Consider the following 20,748-nt stretch of genomic DNA (forward strand, 5'->3'; position numbering starts at 1 on the left):
AAAATTGAGCGAGCAGACTTTTCCCGGCGACCGCCCGATGGATGCCGACCGCGTGACGCGGCGCGATCTCGCCGAGGGCAAGATCGAGAAGGTGCTTGGCGAGCGCACGGCGCAGGTGGCCATCTCCGACTTCGGCTTCGACTTCACCAACGCGATGCAGATTGCGGAGGCGGCGAAGATCATGGCGACCGCCGGTCCCATGCTGCCGGAATGGTTGCGGGGCAATGTCGGCGGCTGCTGGGGCATCATCGTCCGCGCGGTCGAGCTGAACATCTCGCCGCTCACCCTGGCCAACTGGACCTATCTCGGCAAGGACGGCCGCGTGGCCTATGAAAGCCAGTTCTACCATGCAGTGATCGAGGCCAAGGCGCCGCTGAAGGAGCGGCTCCAGCATGAGATCATTGGCGAAGGCGATGATCGGAAGTGTCGGGTGTGGGGCATGTTCAGGGGCGAGAGCATCGTGCGCGAGATCACCAGCGAGCGGCTGGGTGATCTGCGTCCCGGCCTGAACGAGCGCGGCCAGATCAAGGGTTCGCCGTTGTGGTTGCGCAAGCCCGACGTGCAGATGTTCTACGACACGTGCCGCGACTGGTGCCGCGTCTTCTGCCCGGACATTCTCGGCGGCGTCTATGCGCGTGGCGAGGTCGAGGAGAACGACGGCATCGCAGAGCCCATGAAGGACGTGAGCCGCGACACCTCGCCGAAGCTGCGCGAGCGGCTGCGCGGCCCTGTCGGCGAGGGCTTCGACAAGAGTTCGATCGAGGAGGCGATTGCAGCAGCGACGCCTGCCGATCCCAAGAGGTCCAGCAAAGGTGATGCTTCTGGACCGGCGGATGCTTCGGCACCCGCCGAGACCGCGCCGTCGTCTGTCTGCCCCCCAGCCCCCGACGGCGCGGTCGCCCCCACGGCCTGATCGCTTTTGGGAGGATCGATGAAGGTGGAGCTTGAGCGGACCACGGAGAACGGTCAGCGGGGCGTGCGCGTGGTCGCCAACGACACCGCTCGGCAGCCTGAGACGCTGCGCCAGTGGATCAAAATGCTGCAGCTTGCCGAGCGCTGGCTGCGCGAAGTGAAGCCAAAACAGCAGTGAGGAGGAGCCCCATGACGACCAAAGACTTCCCGTTCACCGACGTGGTGGAGAAGGCATCGAAGTACATCGAGGCCGGGCATACGGTGCACCAGAAATTCTCATGTCATCGATGTGGCGCGCGCCAGACCATGGAGGTGCCGAACAGGTTCTTCCTCGCCGGACGGTGCGAGGAGTGCAAGGCCGTCACCGACATCCAGGCGCGCGGCTGCAACTACGTGCTCGTGACCGGCGTCAACAAGGGCTCTATCGCCGAGACCATCCGGTAAATTGCCGTGAGGGGGACCACCATGGCCAGCAAGGTAGAGATCATCGACACGACCGACGTTGTGCCGATTTCGCCGCTGACGCCGCGCGCGCTGCGTCGCGCGATCGTGGACGAGGTCGCGATCGCGCATGGCGTTGACCCAGGGCTGATCGAGAACGGCAACCGCACACAGCAGGTCGTTGATGCTCGCGCCGAAGTCGCGAGGCGGCTGCGTGCCATGGGCATGTCGGAGCAGCGCGTCGCTGACGTGATGCACATCCAGCTCAAGACCGCGCGCACCTATCTCGGCACGCTGACTGCGCGCCGCCCCTACGCCCCGCGTTACGACTTTTTCGCGTTCAAAACAGGAGACAATGATGCAACGGACTGCTGAGGCACTTCCCGAGATGAGGCTGGACGGCGAGAGCGTGCTGCATGAGGCGCCGCACAGGATCGACCGACCGCCGCCCGGAGATCACCTTGCGCGGCCCGCCTATGGCGACAGCTCGCGCGATGCGATCAAGGCGATCGTCGTCGGCATCAGCGAGCAGAACGGCAAGGCGCTCGCCGCGCTCCGCGCCGAGCTGGATGAATTGGAACAGCTCATGCTGATCAGCGCGGCGAAGGTGCAGCATGAGATCGATGGCCACGCCTCGATCTGCCGCTATGTCCATGAAGAGGTCGGCCGGCTCCATGGCGTGGTCGGCAAGATGCGGCAGCAGCAGAGCGAGATCGTGCACGTCGCCGATGGCGAGCACGCAAGGGCTTCGGCATAAAGTTCGACCCGAGCTGGCCGGGTGCCGAAGTAGGCCAGACGCTGCCCAGCAGGCTAGGTGGTGGCGGGAAGAAACAACCCCCTGCAGCCAGTGACGGCGTGCAAACCGGGCACCGGCAACGGCCACGGCGGCGACTTCTGGACGAGCCCGCTGCCGTGGCCTTCGAAATGTTGGAGCATGGTGGCGGAATGGCGATGAGCAAGGACATGCGGAAGGACAATTCGATGGCGACCGACCCCACGACTAAACAGATGGCCGGCACCGCCAACCCCGCCGGTGACTTCGATGCTTATTCGATCGCCGAGTTCTGCCGCCGTCACAGCATCAGCCCTCAGATGTTTTACAAGCTGAAGGACCAGGGGCTCATGCCGCTTACGTTCCGCGTTGGCACGAGGGTCCTCGTCTCGAAAGAGGCGGCAGCGGCATGGCGGCGCGAGCGCGAGACCGAAGCCCTGGAAGAAGCGTCGGGCGATGGCGCCGCCGGGTGACCAGCGCCGCCTGAGCCCTCTGGAGGACATCCCCGGCCACTTGAGCCGGGGTTTTTTTTCGCGGATAAACCCCCTCCCCCGGTGGGGTTATGGGACAGCGGCGGGATGGGACAGAAACGAGACAGCCCGGCCGTTTTTCGTTGAAATCATTGATGTTGTTCCCCTGTGTCGTTCCCCACAAGGGGAGAAGGAAGAAAGGATAGGAAGTACTTGCATGGCAATCAGGTTTGACGGACGCGTCGCTATCGTCACCGGCGCGGGCAATGGTCTCGGACGGGCGCATGCACTGGGGCTCGCCAGCCGCGGCGCCAAGGTCGTGGTCAATGATTTCGGCGGCGCCCGCGACGGCACAGGCGGCTCGCTGTCGCCGGCAGAGACCGTGGTCGAGGAAATCCGCAAGGCGGGCGGCACCGCGATGGCCGACGGCGCCGACGTCTCGAATTTCGAGCAGGTCACCGCGATGGTCGAGCGCGCCACCAAGGAGTGGGGCAGCGTCGATCTCTTGTGCGCCAATGCCGGCATCCTGCGCGACAAGTCGTTCACCAAGCTCGAAGTCGCCGACTGGGACAAGGTGCTCGGCGTGCATCTCACCGGCACCTTCTACTGCTGCAAGGCGGTGTGGGCCGGTATGCGCGAGCGCAACTACGGCCGCATCGTGCTGACGACGTCGTCGTCCGGCCTGTTCGGCAATTTCGGCCAGGCCAATTACGGCGCGGCGAAGGCCGGCATGGTCGGCCTGATGAACGTGCTCGCCGAGGAGGGCCGCAAGAACAATATCAAGGTCAACACCATCTCGCCGACGGCGGCGACCCGCATGACCGAGGAGCTGCTGCCGCCGCAGGCGCTGCAGCTGATGCGGCCGGAAGCGATCACGCCGGCGGTCGAATTCCTGCTGAGCGAGGACGCGCCGACCCGCACCATCATGGGCGCCGGCGCCGGCTCGTTCGCGGTGATCCAGGTGCTGGAGACCGAAGGCGTCAACCTGCCGCAGTCCGAATGGACGCCCGATGGCGTCGCCGCGCATTTCAAGGACATCGCTGACATGTCGACGGCGAAGGCGCTGCAGGGCGCCTTCGAGCAGACGCAGAAATACGTCGCCCAGGCCGTCGCGCGGGCGGGGATCAAGCTGTAACAGGCGCTGGCGCCTGAACTCTCTCCTTCGTCATGGCCGGGCTTGACCCGGCCATCCACGACTTCGTCACCACCCGAAAGTTAGACGTGGATGCCCGGGTCAAGCCCGGGCATGACGACAGATTTTGCATCGGGCGGTTTCGCTTTAAACTCGCAGTATGTCATCGCCCACCAAACACATCGCCATTATCGGAGCCGGACCTGCCGGCCTGATGGCGGCGGAGGTGCTCGCGCAAGGTGGCGCTGAAGTCACCGTCTACGACGCGATGCCGTCGGCCGGCCGCAAGTTCCTGATGGCCGGCCGCGGCGGGCTCAATCTCACCCATTCCGAACCGCAGCCGGATTTCCTTGCGCGCTATCGCGAGGCGATGCCGCGCCTGAAGGCTGCGGTCGAGGCATTTCCGCCCGACGCGTTGCGCGCCTGGAGCGAGGCGCTGGGGCAGCCGACCTTCGTCGGCACCAGCGGCCGTGTCTTCCCCAAGGCGTTCAAGGCATCGCCATTGCTGCGCGCCTGGCGGCGGCGGCTCGATGCTGATGGCGTGCAATTCGCGTTTCGGCATCGCTGGACCGGATGGGACGCGGGCGGCGGACTGCTGTTCGAGACGCCGGATGGCCGGCGCGCGATCAATGCCGATGCAGCCGTGCTGGCGCTCGGTGGTGCAAGCTGGCCGCGGCTCGGCTCGGATGGCGCCTGGGCGGAGATCCTCGCCGCGAAGGGCATTGCCGTGGCGCCGATCAAGCCAGCCAATTCCGGCTTCACGGTCACCTGGTCCGACATCTTCCGCGATCGCTTCGAGGGCCAGCCGCTCAAGGGCGTCGCGCTGACGATCGGGCCGCACACCGTGCGCGGCGAGGCCATCGTCACCCGCACCGGCATCGAAGGCGGCGCCATCTACGCATTGTCGGCGGAGTTGCGCGAGGCCGTGCTTGCCGAAGGGACGGCGACGCTCAGCGTGGCGCTGCGGCCCGACGCTGCGCGCGACGAGCTGATCGCGCGACTGTCGGCGCCGAAGGGCAAGCAATCCTTTTCCAATTTCCTGCGCAAGGCGGTGCAATTGTCGCCCGTCGGCATCGGATTGTTGCAGGAGGCGGCGGTCGCCTCCGGCCGATCGCTGGCCGCGTTGCCGCCGGCCAACTTGGCGGAGCTGATCAACGCGGTGCCGATCAGGATCACCGGCGTGGCGCCGATCGCGCGGGCGATTTCGAGCGCCGGCGGGATCAGGTTCGACGAGCTCGACGCGCATTTCATGCTGCGGCGGCTGCCCGGTGTTTTCGCCGCCGGAGAGATGCTCGATTGGGAAGCGCCGACCGGCGGCTATCTGTTGCAGGCGTCATTCGCGACCGGCGTTGCCGCTGGGGAGGGGGCGTTGAGGTGGCTCGGAGGGCGAATAGAGAGTAGCGAGTGATGGAAGGTTCTATTCGCTATTCGCCACTCTCTATTCGCCTATCTCAGTTTCCCCCGCGCCGCGACCGGCAGCGTGCCGATGATTTCGTCGCCGCGCACCATCACGACCTCGTCCATCATGTTGACGACGACGCAGACATGGTTCGGCACGATCCGCACGACGTCGCCGACGTTCGGGCGGGTGTTGCTGCGGGAGAGATCGAGGAAGCCGTGCTCCTCGGCAAAGCGCGCGATCTTGGCCTCGGGATGTTCGAGGATCAGGCCGTGACCTTCCAGACCGCCGGTGTCTGAGGTCAGCGTCTTGGAGCCGGCATCGAGGATGCCGCGCTCGGGGCCGGCGCGGCTGACGACGGTGGAATAGATGTGCAGCGCGCAGTCGTCCCAGCTGGCGACGCCGGCCGCGACCTGCATGCGGTCGTTGTAGATGTAGGTGCCGAAGCGGTGCTCGGTGCCACCCTTCAGCTTGCCGAGATTGACCAGGTTCGGCGTGCCGCCGGTGGAGACGATTGTCGCGTCGAGGCCGTGGGCGCGGACGCCGGCCAGTGCCTCGTCGTAGAATTTCTGCGCATCGGCCCAGCCGGTCTCGGTCGGGTACAGCATGAAGCCCGCAAAGCTCAGGCCTTTGGAGGCCGCGATCTCGCGCGCCAGCGCTATCGCTTCGGCCGGGGTCTCGACGCCGGCGCGCTTGCGCCCGGTGTCGCACTCGACCACGACGGAGAGCGGCCGGCCGGAGGCGGCTGCCGCCTTCGGCAGGTCGCCGACCACGACGGAATTATCGGCGGCGACGGTGACGTTGGCCTTGCCTTGCAGGGCGCCGAGCCGCGCCATCTTCTCGTCGCCGAGCAGATTGTAGCTGATGAGGATGTCGTCGATGCCGGCATCCGCCATGATCTCGGCCTCGCCGAGCTTCTGGCAGGTGATGCCCTTGGCGCCGGCCTTGACCTGCAGCTGCGCCAGCGTCGGGTTCTTGTGGGTCTTGATGTGCGGCCGGTTGGCGACGCCGGCCTGATCACAGGCCGCCTGGATGCGCGCGATGTTGCGCTCGACCCGGTCCATGTCGATCACGGCGCAGGGCGTGCCGTACTCCTTGGCAATCTTGGCGGCGAGGGGCGTGGTCATCGGGTCAACTCCAGTTGTTTCCGTCATTGCGAGCCACCCGGTCGGCGCGAAGCGCCGCCGGATGACAGGCTCCACGAAGCAATCCATCTCTCCGCGTCTGCCGATTCATGGATTGCTTCGTCGCTTCGCTCCTCGCAATGACGAAGAATCATGTTCACGCCTGTTCGATCTCTTCGCGCAGCACCTCTAACTCGAGCCAGCGGTCCTCGGCTGTGGCGAGCTCGTCTTGCGCCTTGGCGATCGCGGCCGATGCGGCGTCGAACTTCTTGCGATCCTTGCTGTAGAGATCGGGATCGTCGAGCAGCTTCTGCTGTCTGGTGATCTCGGCGTGCAGTCTGTCGATCGTCTTCGGCAATGTTTCCAGCGCGTGCTTCTCGTTGAAGCTCAGCCGGCGCCTGGGTGCCGCTTCGGGCGCGGCGGCGGTCGCCGCAACCTTGGCTTCCTTCTTCTCCTCGGCCGCGGCGTCCGCCTTCACGGTCTCGCGCTTCACGTCAGCGCCGCGCTGCGCCAGCATGTCCGAATAGCCGCCGGCATATTCGATCCAGCGGCCCTGGCCTTCGGGCACGATCACCGACGTCACCACGCGATCGAGGAAGTCGCGGTCATGGCTGATCAGGATCACGGTGCCGTCGTAGTCGCCGAGCATCTCCTCGAGCACGTCGAGGGTTTCGAGATCGAGGTCGTTGGTCGGCTCGTCCAGAATGAGCAGGTTCGACGGCTTGGCCAGCGCGCGCGCCAGCATCAGCCGGCCGCGCTCGCCGCCGGAGAGGGCTTCGAGCGGCGTGCCGCGCTGCTCGTGCGCGAACAGAAAGTCCTTCATGTAGCCGATGACGTGCTTCGACTTGTCGCCGACCATGACATGGTCGCCGCGGCCGCCGGTCAGGGCTTCGGCCAGCGTCAGCTTCGGATCGAGGCTTTCGCGATGCTGGTCGAGCGTCGCCATCTCGATATTGGCGCCCAGCCGCACCGAGCCGGAATCGGGCGGATCGTTGCCGATCAGAAGATGCACCAGCGTAGTCTTGCCGGCGCCGTTCGGGCCGACGATGCCGAGCCGGTCGCCGCGCTGGATCCGGGTCGAGAAACCGTCGACGATGATGCGCTCGCCAAAGGCCTTCACGATGTTCTTCGCCTCGATCACCAGACGGCCGGATTTGTCGGCCTCGGCGGCGGCGAGCGTGGCATTGCCGGTGGCACCGCGATAGTTGCGGCGCTGGTCGCGCAGCGCAAAGAGATTGCCGAGCCGCTTGACGTTGCGCTTGCGGCGGCCGGAAACGCCGTGGCGCAGCCAGTGCTCCTCGTTGACGATCTTGCGGTCGAGCTTGTGCTGATCGCGCTCTTCTTCCTCCAGCACCTCGTCGCGCCACGCCTCGAACGCGCCGAAGCCGCGGTCGATCTGCCGGATCTGGCCGCGGTCGAGCCAGGCCGTTGAGCGCGACAGGTTGGTGAGGAAGCGGCGATCGTGGCTGATCAGGACCAGCGCGCAGCGCCGGCTTTCGAGCTCGCCCTCGAGCCATTCGATGGTCGGCAGATCGAGATGGTTGGTCGGCTCGTCCAGCAGCAGGATGTCGGGCGAGGGCGCCAGCACCCGCGCCAGCGCCGCGCGGCGCGCCTCGCCGCCGGAGACAAGCGCCGGGTCTTCCTCGCCGCTGAGGCCGAGCTGCTCGAGCAGATAGCGCGCCTGGTAGTGATCGTCGCCGGGGCCAAGGCCTGACTCGACATAGGACAGCGTTGTCTTGTGGTCGCCGAAATCCGGCTCCTGTGGCAGATAGCGGATGGTGGCGCCGGGCTGCACGAAGCGGCTGCCGGAGTCAGGCTCGACCAGGCCGGCCGCGATGCGCAGCAAGGTCGACTTGCCGGAGCCGTTGCGCCCGATCAGGCCAACGCGCTCGCCGGCGGAGACCGAGAGCTCGACCCCGCTCAACAGCGGCGTGCCGCCGAAGGTCAGGCTGATGTCCTTGAGCTGGATCAGGGGCGGGGCCATCGCGCTAACCCCCGTTCGCCGCAGCCTGCTCGGCGCGGCGGCGTTGAATGCGGCGAATGGTCTGGTCGAGCGTCGCGAGGAACGTCGAGCGGTCGCGCGGCGAGTAGGATTTCGGCCCGCCGGTGATCTCGCCCGACGAGCGCAGATCGGTCATCAGGTTGCGCACCGCGAGCGTCATGCCGATCGACTGTTCGGTGAACGGCTTTCCGTTCGGCGCGATCACGTCGGCGCCGGCCTTGACGCAGCGGCTTGCCAGCGGAATGTCCGCGGTGATGACGACGTCGCCCTCATGCGCGCGTTCCGCGATCCAGTCGTCGGCGGCGTCCATGCCGGAACCGGCGGCGACGCGCTCGATCAAGGGATCCTGCGGCACGCGGATGAAATTGCCCGCGACCACGCTGACGGGCACGCCGAGCCGGATCGCGACGCGATAGATCTCGTCCTTCACCGGGCAGGCGTCGGCGTCGACATAGATGCGGGTGGGAGCAGGGGTTTCAGTCATCGATTCAATGGTTGGCAGGCGCGGCCTGCGTGTACTCCATGGTGCGGAAAATTGCGAGCAAAACGAGACGCTTGCCACGCCTCTTTGTTCGACTACCATTGTCACCAGAAAAACAACGGAAATAAGGGAAAACCCCATGGACTCGCAGACCTACCGCGTCTCGGCCTACAACACCTCGAAACTGTCGGAGAACAAGATCCACGACGACACGGTGGCGCGGAAGTTCGGCTTTTCCGGCGGTCTCGTGCCCGGCGTCGATGTGATGGCCTACATGATGCACCTGCCGGTCGAGAAATGGGGCCGCGATTTCCTCGAACGCGGTCTGATCGAGGCGCGCTTTGTGAAACCGGTCTATGACGGCGAGATCGCCGAATTGACCGGGCGAGAGACCGGCAATGGACTGTCGATCGAGCTCTTCAGCCGCGGCGAGCTCTGCGCCACCGGCACCGCATCCCTGCCGGCATCGGCGCCGAAATTTGTGCTCGACGAATACCAGCAGGTCGCCGCGGTTGCCGAGCGCAAGCCGGTGAGCGCGTCGTCCTATGAGGAGGGCAAGTGGCTCGGCACCATCCCGCGCGACTGGTCCGGCGACGCCGCGAAGGAGTATCTCGCCGACATCAGGGAGACCGATCCGATCTATCTGCGCGAAGGGCTCGGCCATCCCGGCCTGCTGCCCCGGGTGATGAACAAGGTCCTGGTCGACAATGCGATCCTCGGGCCCTGGATCCATGTCGGCACCCGCATGCAGTTGTTGTCGGCGGGCAAGATCGGCGACGAGCTGACGGCGCGCGCCAAGGTCACCGGCAATTACGACAAGAAGGGGCATCGTTTCGTCGAGCTCGATGCGCTGGTGCTCGGCAACGGCACGCCGCTCGCGCATTGCTGGCACATCGCGATCACCCAGCCGCGCGAGCAGGCCGCGGCGTAGCACGGTCCGTCATTGCCGGGCTTGACCCGGCAATCCATCGCCTTCGCAAGGACTCTTCATCACGTTGATGGATGCGCGGGTCAAGCCCGCGCATGACGAGTGGGTATCGGGGCGAGGTCCCGCATCGCCCATAGCTGTCATACCCCGCGCATGCGGGGTATCCAGTACGCCGCGGCCTCTCGGCTCAACAACTGCTGTCTCTGGAATACTGGATCACCCGCCTTCGCGGGTGATGACAGCCGTGCTGGTGGTGGCAGCGGTGCTAGCAGCGACAGCGCGGCCTTACGCCGCCTTCGCCTTGGCATCCTGGATTGCGCGCCAGACGCGCTCGGGCGTCAGCGGCATGTTGATGTGCTTGATGCCGTACTCCGACAGCGCGTCGATCACGGCGTTGACGATGCAGACGAGGCTGCCGGCGCAGCCGGCTTCGCCGCAGCCCTTGGTGCCGAGCGGGTTGGATTTGGCCGGCGAGGGGTGATCGCCGACCTGCATCGACGGCACGTCGCCGGCGCGCGGCAGCGCGTAGTCCATGAACGAGCCGGTGATCGGCTGGCCCGAGCCGTCGTAGCTGACTTCCTCCATCAGCGCCTGGCCGATGCCCTGCGCGACGCCGCCATGCAGCTGTCCCGCGACGATCATCGGATTGACCACGGTGCCGAAATCGTTGACCGCGGAGTAGCGCACGATCCTGACCACGCCGGTGTCAGGGTCGATCTCGACCTCGGCGACGTGGCAGCCGTTCGGGAAGGTCGATGCCGTCTCCTTGGTGGCGTGATCGACGTCGAGCGTCTCCGGCGTGCCCTCCGGCATCTTGGCCGTGCGCATCCGCTCGGCGAGCTCCATGATGCCGATCGAGCGGTCGGTGCCGGCGATGGTGAAGCGGCCCTGGCCGAACTCTATGTCGGCTTCAGATGCCTCCAGCATGTGCGCGGCGGCCTTCTTGCCCTTCTCGACGACGAGCGCCGAAGCCTCGACGATCGCCTGTCCTGTCGCGGTGATCGAGCGCGAGCCGCCGGTGCCGTTGCCGAAGCGGACGAGATCGCTGTCGCCCTGTTCGAGCGTGATGTTCTCGAAGGGAACACCGAGTTGCTCGGACAGCACCTGTGCGAACGGCGTGGCGTGGCCCTGGCCGTAATCGAGCGTGCCGGTGGTGAGCTTCACCGAGCCGTCGGGCTCGAAGGTGATCTTGCCGAGCTCGCCGCTCGGCGGCGCGGTGACCTCGAGATAGGAGCCGATGGCGACGCCGCGCAGCCTGCCGCTCTTTTTGCTCTCCTTCTTGCGCCTGGCAAAATTGTCGTAATCGGAGATCTCCAGCGCCTTCTGGAACACGCCGGCGAAATCGCCGCTGTCATAGGTGACGCCGGAGGCGGCCGGGAACGGCAGCTGCGACGGCTTGATGAAATTGCGCTTGCGCAAGGTGAAGCGGTTGATGCCCATCTCGTCGGCGGCGGCGTCGATCAGCCGCTCCTTGTAGTAATTGGCCTCGGGCCGGCCGGCGCCGCGATAGGCGCCCATCAGCGTGGTGTTGGTCAAAACCGTCTTGATGTCGACGCCGAGCAGCGGCGTGCGATAGACGCTGGCGAGGTTCTTGCCGGTGTTGAGCGACAGCGGGCCCGGCGCGACGCCGGTGATATAGGCGCCGAGATTGCCGTAGCCTGACAGCCGCACCGCGAGGAACTTGCCGTCGGCATCGAGCGCGAGCTCGGCATGGATCAGCTGCGCGCGGCCCTGGCTGTCGGAGAGGAAACTGGTCGAGCGCTCGTCCAGCCACTTCACCGGGCGGCCGAGCTCGCGCGCCGCATGCGCGATGCAGGTGTATTCGGGATAGTTCATGTTCTTCATCCCGAACGAGCCGCCGACATTGGCGGTGAGAATACGAACCTTGTCGGCTGGCACGTTGAGGATCTTTGCAAACCCGGCCCTGTTGCCGGAGACGCCCTGGGTCGGCACCTGCAGCGTGAAGCGTTCGGTCTTCTTGTCATAATGCGCGAGCGCGACGCGCGGCTCCATCGAGACCACGGCGACGCGGGTGTTGACGATGTCGAGTTTTGTCACATGCGCGGCGCCGGCGAACGCGGCCTCGATCTTCGCGGTGTCGCCATAGTGATAATCCAGCGCGACATTGTTCGGGATGTTGTCGTAGAGCTGCGGCGCGCCGGGCTTGGCGGCTTCGGCCGCGTCGGTCACGGCCGGCAGCGGCTCGATGTCGATCTCGACGGCCTCGGCCGCATCGCGCGCCTGCGCCGCGGTCTCCGCGACCACGAAGGCCACGGGATCGCCGACGAAGCGCACCTTGTCGGTGACCAGCGCGGGGCGGTTGGTCTGGAGCAGCGGCGACCCGTCACGGTTCTTCAGCGGCAGGCCGCAGGTGAAGGGGTTGTAGCCCTTGGCGGCGAGATCGGCGCCGGTCCAGACCCCGAGCACGCCCGGCATCGCCTTGGCGGCCGCCGTATCGATGCCCTTGATGATTCCGTGGGCATGGGAGGAACGAACCATCCAGCAAGTGACTTGGCCGGGCAGGGTGAAATCGTCGGTGTATTTGCCCTTGCCGCGCACCAGGGTGTCGTCCTCCTTTCGTCGAACCGGCTGTCCGACACCGTATTTTTGCAGTGCGATAGCGTTCTCGAGGGAGGCGGGCGGCGTATGATCTTGCATCGGAAAATGACCTGAAATGCCCGGATTTGCTGGAGTTTGGGGGCGCTGAGGAGATAACGCACACCCCCCTTAACGACAACGCCCGATTAGGCATGGACCCAATGTGAACGGAGTTTGCGCAGGCCCTTGGCGCTGCTAAAGTTTCCGTGAACGACAATTCTTCGGCGGGCCCTATGGATTCCCCTTGGGCCCTGCGGAAAGACAGTATTTTGATGAATGACCATGTGCGGCTTTGTGACGGTCCTCCGGCCGGCGAAGCCCCGTCAGGCTTGGTTGCGGCAGGACCGGAGACCGGCGTCTACGCCGCGCTCGATCTTGGCACCAACAATTGCCGGCTCCTGATCGCCTGTCCGACCGGCGACGGGTTCCGCGTGGTCGATTCGTTTTCGCGGATCATCCGGCTCGGCGAGGGCATCGCTGCGACCGGCTCGATCAGCGAGGCGGCGATCGAGCGTGCGATTGCCGCGCTCGCCATTTGCAGCGACAAGATCCGCTATCGCAACGCCCGCCGGCTGCGGCTGATCGCCACCGAGGCCTGCCGCGCCGCCGGCAACGCCGAGAGTTTTCGCGCGCGCGTCGCGGCCGAGACCGGCATCAAGCTCGAGGTGATCGACCGCGAGACCGAGGCGACGCTCGCCGTGATCGGCTGCTCACCGCTGCTCGACCCCAGGGGGCGCGGCGCCATCCTGTTCGACATCGGCGGCGGCTCGACCGAACTGGTGCGGATCGAGCGCGATCCCGACGCGCCCAATGCTCCGCCACGCATCAAGGCGTGGATGTCGATCCCGCTCGGCGTCGTCACGCTGGCCGAGCATTTCGGCGGCAAGAACGTCACGCGGGATCTGTATGCCCAGATGATCGACGAGGTCGCGCGACACGTCGCGCCGTTCGCGGCCGAGCACGGCGAGGACCTGCGCGACATGCACATGCTCGGCACCTCGGGCACCGGGACCACGCTCGCCGGCGTGTTCCTCAATTTGTCGCGCTACGACCGCCGCCGCATCGACGGCATCTGGATGAACGATGGCGACGTCACGGCTACGATCCAGAAGCTGCTCGGCATGAGCTATGAGGCGCGCGTCAGCAACAGCTGCATCAGCGTCGAGCGGGCCGATCTGGTGCTCGCCGGCTGCGCGATCCTCGACGCGATCCGCAACGCATTCCCGATGCCGCGGCTCCGCGTCGCCGATCGCGGCCTGCGCGAGGGCATGCTGGTCGAGATGATGCGCGAGGACGGCGCGCTGCGGGCGTGCTAGAACACGCCCAATCACACCAATCCAAGAAAGATCATGGCGAAAGACACCACCGGGCGGCTGCACGTCACGGTCAAGAGCGGCGGCAAGCGAAAACTGTCGTCAAAACTCTGGCTCGAGCGCCAGCTCAACGATCCCTATGTCGCCAAGGCCAAGGCGATGGGCTACCGCTCGCGCGCGGCCTTCAAGCTGCTCGAGATCGACGACAAATATCGCCTGCTCAAGCCGGGCATGACGGTGGTCGACCTCGGCGCTGCGCCCGGCGGCTGGAGCCAGATCGCGGCCAAGCGCACCGGCGCGGCCGACGGCAAGGGCAAGGTGATTGCGATCGATCTGCTGGAGATGGGCGAAATCCCCGGCGTCAACTTCGCGCAGCTCGACTTCCTCGACCATGACGCGCCGGCGAAGCTGATCGCGATGATGGGCGGCCGCGCCGATTTCGTGATGTCCGACATGGCCGCCAACACCACGGGCCACCGCAAGACCGATCAGCTGCGCATCATCGGCCTGGTCGAGACCGCCGCGCATTTTGCCGGCGAGGTGCTCAATCCCGGCGGCACCTTCCTGGCAAAGGTGTTTCAGAGCGGCGCCGACGCCGAGCTGGTGGCGCAGCTGAAGCGCGATTTCGCCAGCGTGCGCCACGTCAAGCCGTCCGCCAGCCGGCAGGATTCGTCCGAGCGCTACGTACTGGCGACGGGATTTCGCGGGCAGCCCGGCTCGCCAAAGGCTTCGTAATTCGCAGATATCTCCCGATGTCATGGCCGGGCTTGTCACGGCCATCCACGTCTTGAGTTGCAGGCACAGAAGACGTGGATGCCCGGGACAAGCCCGGGCATGACGGATGTGGGCTGGTCACCCCAGCCGCTGATCCCGCGCGTTCTGCGTATCCTCGGTCGCGACCTTGACGGCCTCAGTGGCGGCGCGCTTCTCGGCGCCCTTGCGGCTGGAAATGTCGATCGCCTTGCGGCCGGCGATTTCGTTGCCGGCGTCAACCGGCATCTGCCAGAAGAACCAGGCCGAGGCCGCCGAGATCAGCGACACCACGATGAAGGCCGGCGCGAACACGTCGGCGGAGAGCTCGGTCGCATGGTGCAGCGCCAGCGTGGTTTCAACCGAGAACGCGCCGACCGCGACGCCCGCTGACACCGCGAGCTGCTGGTTGACGCTGACGAGGGTGGTGGCGCGGCTCATCTGCGGCGCCTCGACTTCTGCATAAGCGACTGTGTTGATCGCGGTGAACTGCAGCGAGCGGAAGAAGCCGCCGACCACCAAAATGGTGAAGATCAGCATCAGCGGCGTCGAGATCGTGAACAGGGCGCAAGCGGCCAGGAAGGCCGAGCTGACCACTGCGTTGACGGTCATCATGTTGCGGAAGCCGAAGGCGCGGATGATGCGCGCGGCCAGCGTCTTCATGCCCATGGCGCCGACCGCGGAGGCAAAGGTCACGAGACCGGACTGGAACGGCGACAGGCCGAAGCCGACCTGCATCAGAAGCGGCAGCAGGAACGGCAGCGCGCCGATGCCGAGCCGGAACATGAAGCCGCCGATGATCGACGCGCGCATCGTCGGCAGCCGCAGCAGGCCGAAATCGAGCACCGGCGAACCGGTGCGCCGGGCGTGGATGACATAGAGCGTCATCGACACCGTGCCGACCCCGACCAAAGCGGCGACGATCGGCCACGGCAGCAGATTGAGGCCCGCGACCGAAAGCCCGAAGGCGATGCCGGCAAGCCCGATGCCGGCCAGCACCAGCCCCACGAGATCGAAGCGCTCGGGGTCTTCGCTCTTGATCGGGTCGATATATTTCAGCGCCAGGAAGATGCCGAGCAGCCCGATCGGAATGTTGATCAGGAAGATCCAGTGCCAGGAGAAGTAGGTGGTGATGAAGCCGCCGAGCGGTGGCCCGATCACCGGACCTATCAGCGCGGGCACGGTGACCCAGGCCATCGCGTTGACCAGCGCGCTCTTGTCGACCGAGCGCAATAGCACCAGGCGTCCGACCGGGGTCATCATCGCCCCGCCGAGGCCCTGCAGGATGCGGGCGAACACGAAATCGGTCACCGAGGAGGACAGCGCGCAGCCGATCGAGCCCAGCATGAACACGGCGACCGCGCCGGCAAACACGATGCGGGCGCCGAAGCGGTCCGCGGTCCAACCGCTCGCCGGGATGAACACCGCGAGCGAAAGCAGATAGGACGTGATCGCGAGCTTCAGCGTCAGCGGGCTGGTGCCGATATCGGCGGCGATCGCCGGCAGCGAGGTCGCGATCACAGTCGAATCCATGTTCTCCATGAACAGGGCGCTAGCGACGATCAGTGGAATGATACGCTGATTTTTCAATGGCTTGGTCGATTCGTGGAACTTCCGGGGCCGTTAGACTTGGCACAGAATGGCAGCGATTTGCACCCTGATCCCGGGAATATCCGAGGAGCGTTTTAGAGCGCAATCCACCAATGATCCCGTCGCGTAATCGCTCTCGCTTGATCCGGCCGCCGTGCCTTTCGGCAGCAATCCGCAGAGCCACTGCTAAATACGTGCAGCAGAGAAGTCATCGCTCCTCCGTGACCGTCCCGGACTGGTTCGGCTGCGCGCGACCGCCACCAAGAAGGTTCGCGCAGCTTCCGATGCATGATCGATTTCCTCGTCATGCCGCACCTTCTCGAACTGGAACTTCCGATTGCCGATGAGCGTCGGCGCGCGCTGAAAAGCGCCTGCTCGATTTGTTTCTAAACATTTCCAATGGAACATCGAGGCAGGCATTGAAGGCCTCACAACTTTCAGTCAATCTGAATCCATTGCTCAATTTTCAAATCCTGAAATGAAGTTTTCATGTCGACGATCTCCTGCACGTCCCTAACGGGCACGGCTGCGTCCGAAACCCTCTTCCAATCCGAATGAGTCCCTCCGATCGATCGGACCCCATGCCCGCTGCCACCGACCGTCTCCTCGCCGCCGTCGAAGCGATCTATGACACCGCGCCCAATCCATCACTCTGGCCATCCGCTCTTGGCAAGATCGGCGACTGCTTCGATGACGCCGGCGCGATCCTCGAATGGCGAAAGGAAGATGCGACGTTCGGCGTGATCGTCTCCGAAAGCCTCACAGCGGCGGCCCGCGAGTTCGAGGCGCAGTGGGCGCAGCACAATTTCAAGGGCGAACGAGCGATACAGTCCGGCCTCTACTTCAGCGGCGAGCCCGTCACGGATCGGCACATTGGTCCGATCGACGATGCCTACCTCAATCATCCCTTCCAAAAGGAATTCCTCGTCAAACACGGCTTAGGCTGGTTTGGCGCGGTGGGAGTGTCGCCGGATCCACGGATTGCTGTGGGGCTCAGCGTGCAGCGGGATTTCGCCAAGCCGCAATTCTCCGATGCTGAACTCGATCTCGTCGCCACGCTGGGACGCCACGTCGAGAAATCCTTGCGGCTGTCGATCAGGCTGCTTGATACCGAACTTGCCAATCTCGGCCTCGGCGACGCGCTCGCCCGGATCGGCATCGGCGTGTTTGCGCTGGACTGGTCGGCGCGCGTGCTATTCGCCAACCCGGTCGGAAAGAGCCTTCTCGGCGAGGTGTTCGACCTCGTGAACGATCATCTACGCGTTCGCATGGCGGCGAACCGGGCTCCGTTCGAGGCCGCGATGACGCAAATGCTTCGCGGCGGGGCGAGCGACCTCCTGGCCGAGCCAAGACCCATTCTCGTCGGGCCGACCTCGACAGACCGACGTTTCGTCATCTACCTGCTCCCGATCACGGCCGGCGCACTCTCAGCCAATCATGTCCTGACCCATACCCGGGCGATCGTCCTCGCGATCGAGCAAAAGTCCGCCGAGCCGCCCGACCCCGCGGTCGTGCGTGACATCCTCGGATTGACGCTTGGCGAAGCCAGGGTCGCCTCGCTGGTCGGTTCGGGTCTTCCGCCGCGAATGGCTGCGGAACGTCTCGGAATTGCCGAGGATACGGCCCGCAACGTGCTGAAGCGGGTGTTTGAGAAGCTGAACGTCTCGCGGCAAAGCGAACTCACGGCGCTGCTCGGCCGGCTGGTCTTGCGATGATCTCGGATCATCGCGGCGCATCCTTTTGCGTCGCCGGTCCAATGAATCGCACAGATTGTATCGCAAAAAATGAGCGCTTAGACCCATTTGGGTCATGTCCCTGCGGTGGGGCAGCGGAATATCCCCCTGCGATCGCGTGCAGCGGACTGAAGCCCTTTGGTTTCCCAATCATGTCTCGGTTTCTCAAGAAGCTTGCGGTCGTCCTGGTGACGGCGCCGCTGCCGTTGTCCTGCTTTGCGACGGGCATAGCCGGATATTCGGTGCTGAGTTTGACACGCGAGACGCTCCTTTTTCATTTCACTCATTTCTCAATTCATACTGGAGAAGATTGTGTCCACCATTACGAACGTCGCTTTGACAGGCACTTCCGCTTCCGAAACCCTGACTGCGAACGTTAGTTACGATCCGGTCGCCGACACCTACGATGTTGTAACCGTTATTTACGGCGCCGGAGGCGACGACGTCCTGACGGCCCTTTCGATGCCGATCACGGTCAATGGCCAGGTGCTCGATTTTGGTTCGAACCTGGATGGCAGCGACGGAAACGATGTGCTGTACGGCGGGAATCGTAACGACACTCTCAGCGGCGACGCTGGCTCGGACACGCTTTATGGCGGCGATGGCAACGACCGGCTCGACGGCGGCACCGGCAACGACGCGCTTTACGGCGGCAACGGCGATGACAATATGTCATTCACCGGCGCCGGCTTCGATACGTTTGATGGAGGCGCTGGCAATGATACGTTGAGCGTCGTGAACGCCGATCTCAGCAACAGCACGTTCACCAGCGTAGAACATCTATACATAGATAATCTCGATCCTTATGTCAGCGCTACGGCGGCGCAGCTCAACTCCTTTAGCTCGGTCGGCAGCTATACTGGTTTCCACCTGACGTTGACTTCGCCGGGAAGCATCGGTTCGAACTTCGACCCGCTATACACCACCGGCGGTGGCTTCACCTCGATCACGGGGTCATCTGGCGCGGATACGATCGACATGTCGGGAGCGTCGGACCATGACCAACTTTACCTGTATTCCGGTGACAACCTCGGTGGAAACGTCCTCATCGGCGGTTCCGCCAACGACCAGATCTACGGGGGTAATGGCGGCGACACGCTCGTGGGGAATGGCGGCAACGACTGGCTAACCAGCGGCAGCGGCAACGATGGGCTCTATGGTGGTAGTGGCAACGACTCGCTGAGGAGCGGATCGGGCAGCGACACGCTCGATGGTGGCGACGGAAACGATGATATGGAAGGCCAAGGCAGTCATGGGTTCTATTACGGCGGAGCCGGCGATGACCTCATATATCCTGGCAGCCTCGGCTTTGATACGATCGACGGCGGCGCCGGCAACGATACTCTTTACCCCGACAGTCCGAATACGGACCTTAGTCACGATACCATTACCGGCGTCGAAACTCTCCAACTCTACCTCATTTCTTTCAGCGCGACGGCGGCACAGATCAACTCGTTCACCACCGTTGGCGGTGGGGACTATAACGCCTGGACGCTGACACTGACGACGCCCGGTTCGATCGGATCCAATTTTGACTATCTCGACGATTTTGCTTCGACGATCATCGGCTCATCGGGGGCAGACACCATCGATGTGTCGCAGTCCTCAGTCGGATCCAGGTGGACTTTATCCGCCGGCGACAATCTCGGTGGAAATGTCCTTAGTGGCGGGGCCGGCGCGGACGTGCTTAACGCAGGCAACGGCGGCGATACGCTCAATGGTAACGGCGGCAACGACACCCTGAACGGCGGTGGCGGCAACGACTACCTCAGTGGCGGCATCGGCAATGACAGTCTCTATGGCGGTGGTGGCAACGATACGATCGATGCAGGGACGGGCACCAACACGATTGACGGCGGCGCCGGCACCGACACCGCGAACTATACCGGTTTCGCACGGTCGAGCTTTACCATTACCGATCTCGGCAGCGGGCACTATCATGTCGTGGGCAACGGGCACGACGACACGCTGTCAAATGTCGAGGCACTGAAGTTTTCCGATCAGACCGTCTCGATCGGTACACCCGGCCCGATCAGCGGAACGGCAGGCAATGATCAGCTCTACGGCACCGCCGGCAACGACACGTTCTACGGCGGCGCGGGCAACGATGTGCTCGTCGGTCTTGCTGGCGACGACCTCGGCTACGGCAGTGACGGCAACGACTACTTCTATGCCGGCGCAGGAAACGACACGCTGATCGGCGATGCCGGCCTCGACGTGCTGTTGGGCGAGGACGGCAACGACGCCCTTTATGGCGGCACCGGCTTCAACTATCTGTTCGGCGGCACGGGCTCCGATACGCTGCTTGGTTCGGGCGGCGTTGCCGGCGACGTCAACGTCATGTTCGGCGACGACGGCGCCGATTATCTCTACGGCGGTCTCGGCACCAACTACTTCTACGGCGGCGCCGGCGTCGACACCATGTATGGCGGCGCCGGTCTCAACATTTTCATTTCCTCCGGAGAGACCGACGGCAACCTGATCTATGGCGGCTCCGGCCAGAATTACGTCTACGGCTCCAATGGCGGCGACACCGTCACGGGCGGCAGCGGCGTCGACGTATTCTTGATGGGCTCCGGCAACGACGTCATCAGCGGTGGGGGCGGGGTTGACTATGCCTGGGGCGGCGGCGGAGCTGACACGTTCGCCATTTCCGACGTTGGGCCGGAAGTGATGGTGATTCAGGATTTCAACAGCGGTGGAACGGATGATTTCGTGAGCTTTGCCGGTACGTCCCTGCATTCGTTTGCGGACGTGCAGGCGGCGGAGTTCTATTCGCCTGGTATCAATACAACAATTGTCACCGACGCTTCCGGCAACGCCGCGTGGTTGATCGGCGTAGCACCAGGACAACTCGATGCGAGCATGTTCAAGTTTAGCTGACTCGCCGACCGAACGTTAGGATCGTGTCGAACAACATGAATCCTGGCGGGCGTTCCGGCAGGCCGTCGTTCGACATGCGAATGAATGCACGCTCAGATGATGCACGCGGGGAGAAGGCGCACCACGGCGAGGCGGGGACGTACCATGAAATTGAGAGATCTTCTGTACGCATCCGGCGGGCGCCGTCTTGTCTGACACGCTGTAATTCGCCAAGCGTGTG

At 64.6% G+C, this 20,748-nt stretch carries 18 protein-coding genes; 13 read left to right on the forward strand and 5 right to left on the reverse strand.

Annotated features, from left to right (window positions below; all coding sequences use genetic code 11):
- The first annotated feature begins 4 nt into the window (after nt 1–4).
- From HAP48_RS35230 to HAP48_RS35265, 8 genes are all read left to right on the forward strand, one after another.
- Nucleotides 5–913, forward strand: coding sequence for a hypothetical protein (locus HAP48_RS35230; protein WP_166204401.1), 909 nt, complete (start codon nt 5–7; stop codon nt 911–913).
- 18 nt (nt 914–931) lie between these two features.
- Entirely contained in the window at nt 932–1,090 is a 159-nt protein-coding gene (locus HAP48_RS35235; protein WP_166204402.1) for a hypothetical protein, read from the forward strand.
- 11 nt (nt 1,091–1,101) lie between these two features.
- Nucleotides 1,102–1,356: a hypothetical protein gene (locus tag HAP48_RS35240; RefSeq protein WP_166204403.1), complete on the forward strand. Its 255-nt coding sequence runs from the start codon at nt 1,102–1,104 to the stop codon at nt 1,354–1,356.
- 21 nt (nt 1,357–1,377) lie between these two features.
- Nucleotides 1,378–1,728: a MalT transcriptional regulator family protein gene (locus HAP48_RS35245; RefSeq protein ID WP_166204404.1), complete on the forward strand. Its 351-nt coding sequence runs from the start codon at nt 1,378–1,380 to the stop codon at nt 1,726–1,728.
- The gene (locus HAP48_RS35250) at nt 1,712–2,110 is read left to right on the forward strand and encodes a hypothetical protein (protein WP_166204405.1); all 399 of its coding nucleotides are present in this window, start codon (nt 1,712–1,714) and stop codon (nt 2,108–2,110) included. The genes HAP48_RS35245 and HAP48_RS35250 overlap by 17 nt, the downstream gene beginning before the upstream one ends.
- Before the next feature lie 155 nt (nt 2,111–2,265).
- Complete coding sequence (locus HAP48_RS35255) at nt 2,266–2,598, forward strand: hypothetical protein (RefSeq protein ID WP_224496743.1); 333 nt, start codon at nt 2,266–2,268, stop codon at nt 2,596–2,598.
- Between the two features lie 214 nt (nt 2,599–2,812).
- Nucleotides 2,813–3,730 (forward strand): SDR family NAD(P)-dependent oxidoreductase, encoded by a 918-nt coding sequence (locus HAP48_RS35260; RefSeq protein ID WP_166204406.1) that lies wholly within the window; start codon nt 2,813–2,815, stop codon nt 3,728–3,730.
- Nucleotides 3,731–3,887: 157 nt separating this feature from the next.
- On the forward strand, nt 3,888–5,135 hold the full coding sequence (locus HAP48_RS35265) for a BaiN/RdsA family NAD(P)/FAD-dependent oxidoreductase (RefSeq protein ID WP_166204407.1): 1,248 nt from the start codon (nt 3,888–3,890) through the stop codon (nt 5,133–5,135).
- 38 nt (nt 5,136–5,173) lie between these two features.
- Here HAP48_RS35265 and HAP48_RS35270 read toward each other — a convergent pair whose 3' ends face one another.
- The 3 genes from HAP48_RS35270 to HAP48_RS35280 form a co-directional block, all read right to left on the reverse strand.
- Nucleotides 5,174–6,253: a D-TA family PLP-dependent enzyme gene (locus tag HAP48_RS35270; RefSeq protein WP_166204408.1), complete on the reverse strand. Its 1,080-nt coding sequence runs from the start codon at nt 6,251–6,253 to the stop codon at nt 5,174–5,176.
- 154 nt (nt 6,254–6,407) lie between these two features.
- Entirely contained in the window at nt 6,408–8,234 is a 1,827-nt protein-coding gene (locus tag HAP48_RS35275; RefSeq protein WP_166204409.1) for an ABC-F family ATP-binding cassette domain-containing protein, read from the reverse strand.
- A gap of 4 nt (nt 8,235–8,238) precedes the next feature.
- The gene (locus HAP48_RS35280; protein ID WP_166204410.1) at nt 8,239–8,736 is read right to left on the reverse strand and encodes a YaiI/YqxD family protein; all 498 of its coding nucleotides are present in this window, start codon (nt 8,734–8,736) and stop codon (nt 8,239–8,241) included.
- Nucleotides 8,737–8,872: 136 nt separating this feature from the next.
- Here HAP48_RS35280 and HAP48_RS35285 point away from each other — a divergent pair, with 136 nt between their 5' ends.
- Nucleotides 8,873–9,664 (forward strand): hotdog family protein, encoded by a 792-nt coding sequence (locus HAP48_RS35285; RefSeq protein WP_166204411.1) that lies wholly within the window; start codon nt 8,873–8,875, stop codon nt 9,662–9,664.
- A gap of 282 nt (nt 9,665–9,946) precedes the next feature.
- Here the strand turns inward: HAP48_RS35285 and HAP48_RS35290 are convergent, their stop codons facing one another.
- Complete coding sequence (locus tag HAP48_RS35290) at nt 9,947–12,319, reverse strand: xanthine dehydrogenase family protein molybdopterin-binding subunit (protein WP_166204412.1); 2,373 nt, start codon at nt 12,317–12,319, stop codon at nt 9,947–9,949.
- Between the two features lie 212 nt (nt 12,320–12,531).
- Between HAP48_RS35290 and HAP48_RS35295 the strand changes: the two genes are divergently transcribed.
- Both HAP48_RS35295 and HAP48_RS35300 read left to right on the forward strand, forming a co-directional pair.
- Nucleotides 12,532–13,575 (forward strand): Ppx/GppA phosphatase family protein, encoded by a 1,044-nt coding sequence (locus HAP48_RS35295; RefSeq protein ID WP_175612253.1) that lies wholly within the window; start codon nt 12,532–12,534, stop codon nt 13,573–13,575.
- A gap of 33 nt (nt 13,576–13,608) precedes the next feature.
- Complete coding sequence (locus tag HAP48_RS35300; protein WP_166204414.1) at nt 13,609–14,307, forward strand: RlmE family RNA methyltransferase; 699 nt, start codon at nt 13,609–13,611, stop codon at nt 14,305–14,307.
- A 117-nt stretch (nt 14,308–14,424) separates the two neighbouring features.
- Here the strand turns inward: HAP48_RS35300 and HAP48_RS35305 are convergent, their stop codons facing one another.
- Nucleotides 14,425–15,912 (reverse strand): DHA2 family efflux MFS transporter permease subunit, encoded by a 1,488-nt coding sequence (locus HAP48_RS35305; RefSeq protein ID WP_166204415.1) that lies wholly within the window; start codon nt 15,910–15,912, stop codon nt 14,425–14,427.
- Between the two features lie 581 nt (nt 15,913–16,493).
- Between HAP48_RS35305 and HAP48_RS35310 the strand changes: the two genes are divergently transcribed.
- On the forward strand, nt 16,494–17,627 hold the full coding sequence (locus tag HAP48_RS35310; RefSeq protein WP_166204416.1) for a helix-turn-helix transcriptional regulator: 1,134 nt from the start codon (nt 16,494–16,496) through the stop codon (nt 17,625–17,627).
- A 330-nt stretch (nt 17,628–17,957) separates the two neighbouring features.
- Nucleotides 17,958–20,528, forward strand: a complete 2,571-nt coding sequence (locus HAP48_RS35315) for a calcium-binding protein (RefSeq protein WP_166204417.1) — start codon at nt 17,958–17,960, stop codon at nt 20,526–20,528.
- Nucleotides 20,529–20,748: the final 220 nt, after the last annotated feature.

Origin of the sequence: Bradyrhizobium septentrionale, from assembly GCF_011516645.4 — a bacterium.
GTDB classification, from domain to species: Bacteria; Pseudomonadota; Alphaproteobacteria; order Rhizobiales; family Xanthobacteraceae; genus Bradyrhizobium; species Bradyrhizobium septentrionale.